This window comes from Mesorhizobium sp. M0633 (assembly GCF_040320645.1).
In the GTDB taxonomy this organism is placed as follows: Bacteria; Pseudomonadota; Alphaproteobacteria; order Rhizobiales; family Rhizobiaceae; genus Mesorhizobium.
Window position 1 is genome coordinate 340,102 of the sequence record NZ_JAMYQC010000002.1, and the last position, 8,428, is coordinate 348,529.

The 8,428-nt window shown below is 65.0% G+C and carries 9 protein-coding genes and 1 pseudogene; 8 read left to right on the forward strand and 2 right to left on the reverse strand.

Features of this window, described 5'->3' with window-relative positions; genetic code table 11:
* The first annotated feature begins 2 nt into the window (after window positions 1-2).
* The 7 genes and pseudogenes from NKI47_RS03510 (at window position 3) to NKI47_RS03540 (ending at window position 6,080) form a co-directional block, all read left to right on the forward strand.
* Complete coding sequence (locus NKI47_RS03510) at window positions 3-1,079, forward strand: Gfo/Idh/MocA family protein (RefSeq protein ID WP_352587481.1); 1,077 nt, start codon at window positions 3-5, stop codon at window positions 1,077-1,079.
* Window positions 1,079-1,897 (forward strand): sugar phosphate isomerase/epimerase family protein, encoded by an 819-nt coding sequence (locus tag NKI47_RS03515; protein ID WP_352587484.1) that lies wholly within the window; start codon window positions 1,079-1,081, stop codon window positions 1,895-1,897. The genes NKI47_RS03510 and NKI47_RS03515 overlap by 1 nt, the downstream gene beginning before the upstream one ends.
* Window positions 1,897-2,724 (forward strand): alpha/beta fold hydrolase, encoded by an 828-nt coding sequence (locus NKI47_RS03520; RefSeq protein ID WP_352587487.1) that lies wholly within the window; start codon window positions 1,897-1,899, stop codon window positions 2,722-2,724. Before NKI47_RS03515 ends, NKI47_RS03520 begins: the two co-directional genes overlap by 1 nt.
* Window positions 2,721-3,443, forward strand: coding sequence for a ribulose-phosphate 3-epimerase (locus NKI47_RS03525; protein WP_352587490.1), 723 nt, complete (start codon window positions 2,721-2,723; stop codon window positions 3,441-3,443). The genes NKI47_RS03520 and NKI47_RS03525 overlap by 4 nt, the downstream gene beginning before the upstream one ends.
* Window positions 3,443-4,462: an ROK family protein gene (locus NKI47_RS03530; protein ID WP_352587493.1), complete on the forward strand. Its 1,020-nt coding sequence runs from the start codon at window positions 3,443-3,445 to the stop codon at window positions 4,460-4,462. The genes NKI47_RS03525 and NKI47_RS03530 overlap by 1 nt, the downstream gene beginning before the upstream one ends.
* Window positions 4,463-4,469: 7 nt before the next feature.
* Window positions 4,470-4,812: pseudogene (locus NKI47_RS03535) on the forward strand (ATP-binding cassette domain-containing protein); the annotation flags it as partial.
* A 539-nt stretch (window positions 4,813-5,351) separates the two neighbouring features.
* Complete coding sequence (locus NKI47_RS03540) at window positions 5,352-6,080, forward strand: hypothetical protein (RefSeq protein WP_352501421.1); 729 nt, start codon at window positions 5,352-5,354, stop codon at window positions 6,078-6,080.
* Between the two features lie 55 nt (window positions 6,081-6,135).
* Here NKI47_RS03540 and NKI47_RS03545 read toward each other — a convergent pair whose 3' ends face one another.
* The gene (locus NKI47_RS03545; protein ID WP_352587496.1) at window positions 6,136-6,873 is read right to left on the reverse strand and encodes a hypothetical protein; all 738 of its coding nucleotides are present in this window, start codon (window positions 6,871-6,873) and stop codon (window positions 6,136-6,138) included.
* A gap of 204 nt (window positions 6,874-7,077) precedes the next feature.
* Between NKI47_RS03545 and NKI47_RS03550 the strand changes: the two genes are divergently transcribed.
* Window positions 7,078-7,362, forward strand: coding sequence for a helix-turn-helix transcriptional regulator (locus NKI47_RS03550; protein ID WP_352587499.1), 285 nt, complete (start codon window positions 7,078-7,080; stop codon window positions 7,360-7,362).
* Window positions 7,363-7,481: 119 nt separating this feature from the next.
* Here NKI47_RS03550 and NKI47_RS03555 read toward each other — a convergent pair.
* The coding region (locus NKI47_RS03555; protein WP_352587502.1) for a DUF3363 domain-containing protein at window positions 7,482-8,428 on the reverse strand (947 nt) is incomplete at its 5' end.

An 8,428-nucleotide genomic window follows, 5' to 3' on the forward strand; every position in this document is an offset into this window, starting at 1 on the left:
CGATGATCCGCAAGAAAGACCGTCGCCTTCGTGTCGGTGTGCTCGGCTGCGGGCCGATCGCGCAGTTCGCGCATCTGGCGTCCTGCGTGAAGGCGAGCAATGCCGATCTCTATGCGATCTGCGACGCAGCACCCGATCTGCTCGCGCGTATGGGCGCGACCTACGAACCGCAGAAGATGTATGGCGACTATGACGCGATGCTCGCCGACCCTGCGCTGGAAGCGGTGATCGTCGCCACCTCGGACGCCTATCACGTGCCGATGTCGATCAAGGCGCTGGAAGCCGGCAAGCACGTGCTATGCGAAAAGCCGATCGGCGTCTCGGTCGAGGAAGGTGAAAAGCTGGCCGATGCGGTCAGGCGTTCCGGCAAGGTGCTGCAGGTCGGGCATATGAAGCGCTTCGATCCGGCGCTCGAGGCAGCGCGCGATTTCGTGCGCGAAGAGATGGGCGAGATCCTGGCGCTGAAGGCCTGGTACTGTGACTCAACCCATCGCTACACCAACACCGACGCGGTGCAGCCGCTGCCCGTCACCAGCAAGCTGGCGCGCAAGCCGGCCGGCAACCCGAAGGCGGATCCCAGACAGTATTTCATGCTGGCGCATGGCTCGCACCTCGTCGATACGGCGCGCTTCCTGTGCGGCGAGATCACCGCCGTGCGCGCCCGCCTCAACGAGAAATTCGGCGCCTATTGCTGGTTCGTCGAGACCGAGTTCGCCAATGGCGCGCTCGGCCATCTCGACCTCACCGTCGCCGTGCGCATGGACTGGCACGAGGGTTTTCAGCTCTATGGCGAGAACGGCTCGGTGATCGCGAAGACCTTCAATCCCTGGTACTTCCGGGCGAGTGAAGTCGACATTTTTCACGAGAAGGACGCCACCTCGCGAAAGCCGCTCGGCGCTGACGGCCATTTCTTCCGCCGCCAGCTCGAAAGCCTCGCTGAGACGGTGCTCGACGGCAAGCCGATGCGCGGCGCCAATGTCGACGACGGGCTCGCCTCGATCCGCGCCATGGTGGCGATCGCGCGCTCGGTCGAGAGCGGCGAACGCGTCGAGATTGCCAGCGTGACGGGAGCGGTCTGATGCAGATCGGGGTGTTCGCCAAGACCTTCCCGGGCAGCGAGCCGGCCGGCGTGCTGGCGTCGGTCCATGACGCGGGTTTTGCGGTCACCCAATTCAATCTCGCATGCGCCGGCCTGCCGTCGATGCCGGATGATGTTCCCGCAGCGGCGATCCGGGCAATCGATGCCGCAGTCGACAGCTCCGGCGTCGGTCTCGTGGCGCTGTCCGGCACCTACAACATGGCGCATCCGGACAAGCAGGTACGCGACGATGGCTTGCGTCGGCTGGCGGTGGTGATCGAAGCCGCCGCAAGGCTTTCCACGCCGCTCGTCACGCTCTGCACCGGAACGCGCAATCGTGACGACCAATGGGCGCACCATCCTGACAATGCCGATCCCTCGGCATGGACCTACATGGCGGTCGAGATGGAAAAGGCGCTCGAACTCGCCGAGCGTCACGGTGTCGATCTTGGGATCGAGCCCGAACAGGCCAACATCGTCACCTCCGCCCCTGACGCGATGCGGCTCATCGCCGAGATGGGTTCGAAGCGGCTGCGCATCGTGCTCGATCCGGCAAACCTGTTCGAACAGGCGGATACCGCGCAGGCGCGCGCCATGGTTGCGGCTGCAGTCGAGCGCACGGCAAGCCATGTCGCCATGGCCCATGCCAAGGACCGTTTCGCCGACGGCCGCTTTGCCACCGCCGGGCAAGGCGTCGTCGACTTCGCCGACTTCATCGCCCGGCTGAAGGCGACAGGTTTCGACGGGCCGTTGGTGACACATGGGCTTTCGGCCGGGGAAGCGCCCGGCGTCGCCCGTTTCCTCAAGGGGCTGCTGTGATGGCGCGCCCGACGATCCTGCTCCGCGATGGCGCCGCGCTTCGGGTTTCCGATACGGGCGACGGGCTGGCGGTCGTCTTTCAGCACGGGCTGGGTGGCGGCGAGGCGCAGGTTGCGCAGACCTTCCCCACAGGCTTTCGTCGCATCACGCTCGAATGCCGCGGCCATGGCGGCTCCGGCCTTGGCGAGCGCCGGCCATTTTCGTTCGAGATGTTCGCCGACGATGTGCTCGCGGCCGCCGACCAGGCCGGCCTCGACCGCTTCGTTGCCGGCGGCGTCTCGATGGGTGCCGCGATCGCGCTCCGCCTCGCCTGCCGCCATCCCGACCGCGTCGCCGCGGTGGTGCTGGTGCGGCCGGCGTGGAAGTTCACGGCAGCACCGGTGAACATGCAGCCTATAACCGAGGTCGCCGAACTCATCCTCGACCGTGGCGCCGAGAGCGCGCGGAGTATCTTCGCGCAATCCGAGACGGCGACGCGGCTTTACCGCGAGGCGCCCGACAACCTGTCCTCGCTGTTCGGCTATTTCGACCGGCCGGACGCCCACGCCTTTGCGCAGGTGCTCGCCAACATCGCCGCCGACAGGCCCGGGATTTCCGAGCGCGACGCCGCCGCCCTGCGCATCCCGACGCTGGCCATTGGCAACGCCAGCGACGCGGTCCACCCGCTGTCGGCCGCCTATACGCTCGCCGCAGTCATCCCCAATGCGATCTTCGCCGAGATCACCCCCAAGGCGCTCGACAGCGCCAGGCATTTCACCGAATTACACGCCGAGATCTCGGCCTTCCTTCACGCCCACTCGAACGTCCGGAGCTTCATTCCGTCATGACCAGCAAATCTCTCTCAGGCCCCGCCGCGATAGCCGCTCTGCCGCGCAACCGGCTGCTCGGCGAATTCTCGCTGTGGTCGGCCGATCTCGCCAATATGGAGCGCGACCTGAAGCGCATCGAGGCCCATGCCGATCTGCATCACGTCGACGTCGCCGACGCCCGCTTCACCCCCGGCTTGCTGTTCTTCCCGGATCTGGTGGCGCGCATCGCCAAGCTGACGGCGAAGCCGATCCATGTGCATCTGATGGTCGAGGCCGAAATCGTCGAGGCGCAGACGCGGCAGTTCATCGAGGCCGGCGCCGACCTCATCACCATCCATGCCGAGAATGGCGAGGCGGGCTTGCGCGCCGTCAAGCTGGCGCATGAGCTCGGCGCCGAGGCCGGCGTCGTGCTCAGGCTGGAGACGCCGGTCGCGGCAATCGTGCCTTTCCTGCCCGAGGTCGCGTTCGTCACGCTTCTCGGCACCTTGATCGGCGTCAAGGGCCAGAGCCTGTCCGAGCAGGCCTGCCCGCGTCTCATCGAGGCGCGCGCGCTGATCCGGAAAGCGGGCCGCGAGGCCGACATCGTGCTCGCCGCCGATGGCGGCATCCGCCATGAGACGGTGCCGCTGCTGCGCGCCGCCGGCGCCGACACCGTGGTGCTGGGCTCGCTCGCCTTCGGTGACCCTGACCTTGCGCAACGCATCGCCTGGCTGCACGGGCTGAAAGCAGCCGCCTGATGAGCACGCTTGCGCTTGCCTTCGATCTCGGCGGCACGGAGCTGCGCGGCGCGCTGGTCGAGCGCGGTGGCGACGTCGTCGCCCGCGTCTCGGCGCCGACGCTTGCCGTCGCAGGATCGGAGGCGGTGATCGGCCAAATCATCACGCTGGCGGACATGTTGCTCAAGGAGCACCCACAAGCGAAAGTCACCGGTATCGGAATGTGTGCGCCCGGCCCGCTCGACCCCAAGGCGGGCATCGTCATCGGGCCGCCGACACTGGCCGGCTGGCACAATGTGCCGCTGATCGACATCCTCAGCCGGCAGTTCGGCCTGCCGGTGCGGCTGGAGAACGACGCCAATGCGGCGGCCCTCGGCGAATGGCGCTTCGGCGCCGGCCGCGGCACCGGATCGCTGGTATTCGTGACCGTGTCGACCGGCATTGGCGGCGGCGTCATCGCCGACGGCCACATCTATCACGGCAGGCGCGGGCTGGCGGCCGAGATCGGCCACATGACCATCACCGGCGAAGGCGACCGCTGCTTCTGCGGCGCCGTCGGCTGCTTCGAGGCGGTCGCCTCCGGTACGGCGCTCGGACGCCGGGCGACACGGCTGACCGCGCCGGGCGACGGCTCGCTGCTCCGGCGGCTGTCCAACAATGGCGACGTCTCGGCGCGACACGTCGTCGAGGCCGCGCGGGCGGGTGATGCGGCGGCTCGCCCACTGGTCGAGGCCGAGGCGCGGTGGCTGGGCATCGGCTTCACCAACCTCCTGCATCTCTACTCGCCCGACCTGATCGTCATGGGCGGCGGCCTTTCCAACGGCTTCGACCTCCTGGCACCGACCATCAGGGCGACCGTCGAGCACCGCGCCATGCAAGCCTATCGCGACGTGCCGATCGTTCCGGCCGAACTTGGCGACCAGGCGGGCCTGGTCGGCGCGGCGAGCCTGATCCTATGGGAGGGCGAGCCCGGCACGGCGCTGGCGATGGTGCAGAACGAGGAGACGACAACCGGCGCCAGGGAGGCAAGCCAAGGCTGAGCTCAAGCTGCGCGGCGCGCGCAAATCCTATGGAGCCGCCGAGATCATCAGGGGTATCGACCTCGACGTCGAGGACCGCGAATTCATCGTCTTCGTCGACCCGTCCGGTTGAGGGAAGTCCACGCTGCCGCGCCGATCGCCGGGCTGGAAAGGATCAGCGCAGGCGACCTCATGATCGACGGTGCGCGCCAACGACATCGACCCGTCCGCGCGTGGGCTGGCCATGGTGTTCCAGTCCTATGCGGCCTATCCGCATATGAGCGTGGCCGAGAATAGGGGGCTTCGCACTGAAGATCACTGGGGTGCCGCCGCAGGAGCGGGAGCGCAAGGTGAAGGAGGCGGCCGACGTATCCGGAATGGTGGCCCCTGGCCGCAGCCTGCGCTCTGCGGAGGATCGACAACGCGCGGATCGGTAGCCGTTTGCGAGAATGTCCATCTCAAGAGTCTTAAGGCGTAATCTGTAGTGCAAAGATGTCAAATGCCCACTCCCAACAAATCCTCCGGCCGCGGTCAGACGCGCCCTGCGCAGGCTGGGAGCGAATATCCACGATGCCCGGCGGCGGCTCCCAATGGCGCTGGTGGCGAGCGCGCCTTTACCTCGCGCTCGACCCTGCAACGGGTCGAGGCGGGCGACACGAATGTCAGCGCCGGCATATATGCCGCCGCAATCACAGCTTCCTTTGGCTCGGAAAGACGGCGCGCGAGCGACGGATGAATCGGCCGAGTTGACAAAACCATCGTGCAGCGTCACCTCATTGCTCTCTAACAATGCTTCCGGGGGGCGGCTTTGCTTTTCTTTCGATCTCTCTGCCGTCGTGTGCTCTTGACTGTGGCCTTTTTTGCAGCACTGCCGACGATGCCGGCACTGGCATGGGCCCCGGATACTGTCATGACCTTCCAGGTGATCCGGAACTCGGACCCCGCATGTGAACCAACCTGCCCTGCGTGGATCTACGCTGCAGGTTCGATTGAAACCTCGTCCCCATCGGCTTTGCGCAAGCTGCTGAAGAGCCTCGGCGCAGTTCACCTGCCCATCGTCTTGGCATCGAACGGTGGTGACCGTCAGTCCGCCCAGGAACTCGGCAGGATCGCCAGAAAGAACAAGCTGACAATCGCTATTGGGACTTCACCCGTAGTTTGCAAAGACAAAGCCTCGGTCTGTCGCACGATGCCAGAGATTGACGGCCAGGGTCGATTCGAAGAAGCCAACTGCCTGTCTGCCTGCCCCTTGTTCCTTGCTGGTGGCGTCAAAAGGCTCAACAGCGACCGCAACTTTATCGCGGTCCACAAGGGACAAGCCGTCCTGTACTCAAATGGCGACAGGACCTTCACTCAAATAAAATCCGCCAAGAGGGTTGCCAAGGTTCTAGCCAATGCTCACCTGGAGAAGAAGCAATATCTCCGGGAAATGGGCGTAGCCGTCGCGCTGGAGGATGAGGCTTTCAAGCATGGTGGCGACGACTTTTATGAAGTCCCGATCGATCGGCAGCGCAGTTGGGGCTTGATCACCGGCTCAGTCGAAGAGTTGGATTTCACCGATCCCCACTTCTGCAAAAGACAGCCGCTCCCCGAGAATTGCGTCCCAAAACAAAATGGCCTGCCACGACGTAAGTCATGAAATGGGTGGCTTATTTCCGCGCAGCCACTCGACCGGAAGAGATCAGCCGCGTATCTCAGTCAAGCAAGCCGCCGTTACGAGGCCAACCGGCTCTTAAGCCGTTTCTCGCGGAGACGGGTGCCAGCCCGCCAGGTGCGGGCGGTTTGTCGTCCGTCGTCTGCTGGGCGATCCGTACCAGATCGCTGAGCGCCGAACGGATTTGCGGCCAGGGAAACACGGAGCATTCCACCCAGGCCTCACCCTCGCGCAACACGGCATCGAGCTTACCCGCGACGCCGGCGACAGTCGTGGCAGGCGTCGTTGAGAGCGCTTGCATCAGATCCTGCGCCCGGTTGGCAGCCTCGCGCTCAGCTCGAAGGGCCGCAGCATAGCCGCCCTCCTCCGCAGCCGTGTCCCAGCGTGCCTTATGCGCTGCGAGGTCAGCTTCGGCCTTTTCCCGGAGATCCGCTGTGTCCGGGCGCTTGCCGAGCACTTCATTGAGCGCCTCGATCGAGTGGACCATCACATCCTCACCCTCAGGCAGGCACACGGTTGCGCAAGGAAAGCCGACGTTCGAGACAAGCCTCGTCTCCAGGCGCTGCTGCTTGCGGCAAAGCCGCTCGGTCAGCTTGTGGGTTTTCTCCCATTCCCGCCAAAGCGCCAGCGCTGGGTCAGAAGGCGCATTCGTCCTTCCGGCGTCGCCTGCGGACGCGTTACCTTCGAGTTGCCACGCTGTGGTAGCCGCGATGGTTCCGGCAAGCACTTGTCGGCGAGTGACGAAAGGCAGAGTCGTGGTATTCTCGGAATCACCCATGATCCGAGCTCCTCAGAAGCTTCGGTTGTGGTCAGCTGGATGGGATGTGCGGACATCCTGTCCAGCTATTTTTTGCACGCTAGAGCAGTGTTGGGGCTAAAGTGCACCAACGCCTGCCGCGGCCAATTCCGTCCCGCGGCGCTGGTTGATACGCACGCTACGAGATCAGGCATTGATAGAAAAAATATCAATTGGGCGCGCCGAATGTCAATAGAAAATCTATCAAAACTGCGGCAGACGGTTAGTACGCGCCAAATCAAAGCGGCGCGCGCCTTGCTTGGGTGGTCCCAGGCGGACCTGGCACGCCACTCTTCGGTGTCTGAGCCAACCATAGCTCGTCTGGAGGCCGAAGACGGCCCACTCGGGGGGCGCCCTGGAACCGCAGCGAAAATTCTCAAGGCATTGACCGATGCCGGAACAGAATTCATGCTCGAGAACGGTAGCGGACCTGGAGTGAGACTTATCAAAGCTCGCCAAAGCCCTGAGTGACCCGCGTTCGCTCCTATCGTCTACATGCGGTCAGACACGGCTCATCGCGCGAGGCCTGAACTAGCGCTGTCACTCGTTGAGGAAGTCACAGTTCATTTGCTGCGTTGTCCAGACCCATCTCACATCCCGATCCCAACGCCGCGCTTTCTGCCGAAGCTCCAGTCGATGCCGCCGCTGTTTTGCACGAGCCCGCTGATGTTCTTGCCGATGCGCTTGTCCAGCATCGGCTGCCATGGCACCAGTTGAAACCCGAGACCATCGTCCAGCATGGCAAAACGCCCGCTGGCAAGGCGGACCGAGCCAAGGAGCGTGCCGCCGACATGGTTGCCGGGCTGGACGGGCACGAAGGTGAGGCCGCGTGCAGCGGCCATTTCCTTGCCGACGCGCGTGACCTCCTGGAGTTCCAGCGTGGCAACAAGGTCGCGCGAGAAGGTGAAGGTCCCGCTCCCCGCATCGCGTTCGGCATGGCCCATCCTGACGAGCTGGGCAGCCCGCCTGTCGAGAGCGTTATCGACGTCGAGACCAAAGCCTGACCGGACCAACGGCACCGGGCTTTTGGCCGCCAGCTCCCGGTCCAGCCAGGTGGCGCCGTCGCTGCCGACCTGTGCATCAAGATCGAACGTCGACAACACGCGGACGGAGAAGTCCCTGCCGCGGCTGCGGGCATCATAGGCGATGCCGCGCTCGGGCAAGTTTTCCGGAATGCGCCAGTGGTCGTCGTCGATGCGCTCGACATGGCCGGCCCGCCGCAGCGCTTCGAGACGGCGGACATGGAAACGGACGAAGGCATCCGGGTCCTTGCCCTGCTCCAAAAATGCCTCGCGGATCGCCTCCAGGTGTCTGCTCGGCCGATAGACGCCGTCCTCGCCGGCTGCGACGCCGATGTTGCGGTCGGCGGCGCGCGGCTCCTCCTTCGGCGGGATCGGATCAAGCGCTACGATATGGCCGCGCTGGATGTCTTCGAGCTTTGCCGCATCGGCGGTCTCGACATAGTGCGTGCGCCCGTCCACGCCATCGACGACGAGCGACAGCCGGTCGATCATCTCGTCGCCGGCGAGCCCCTTGG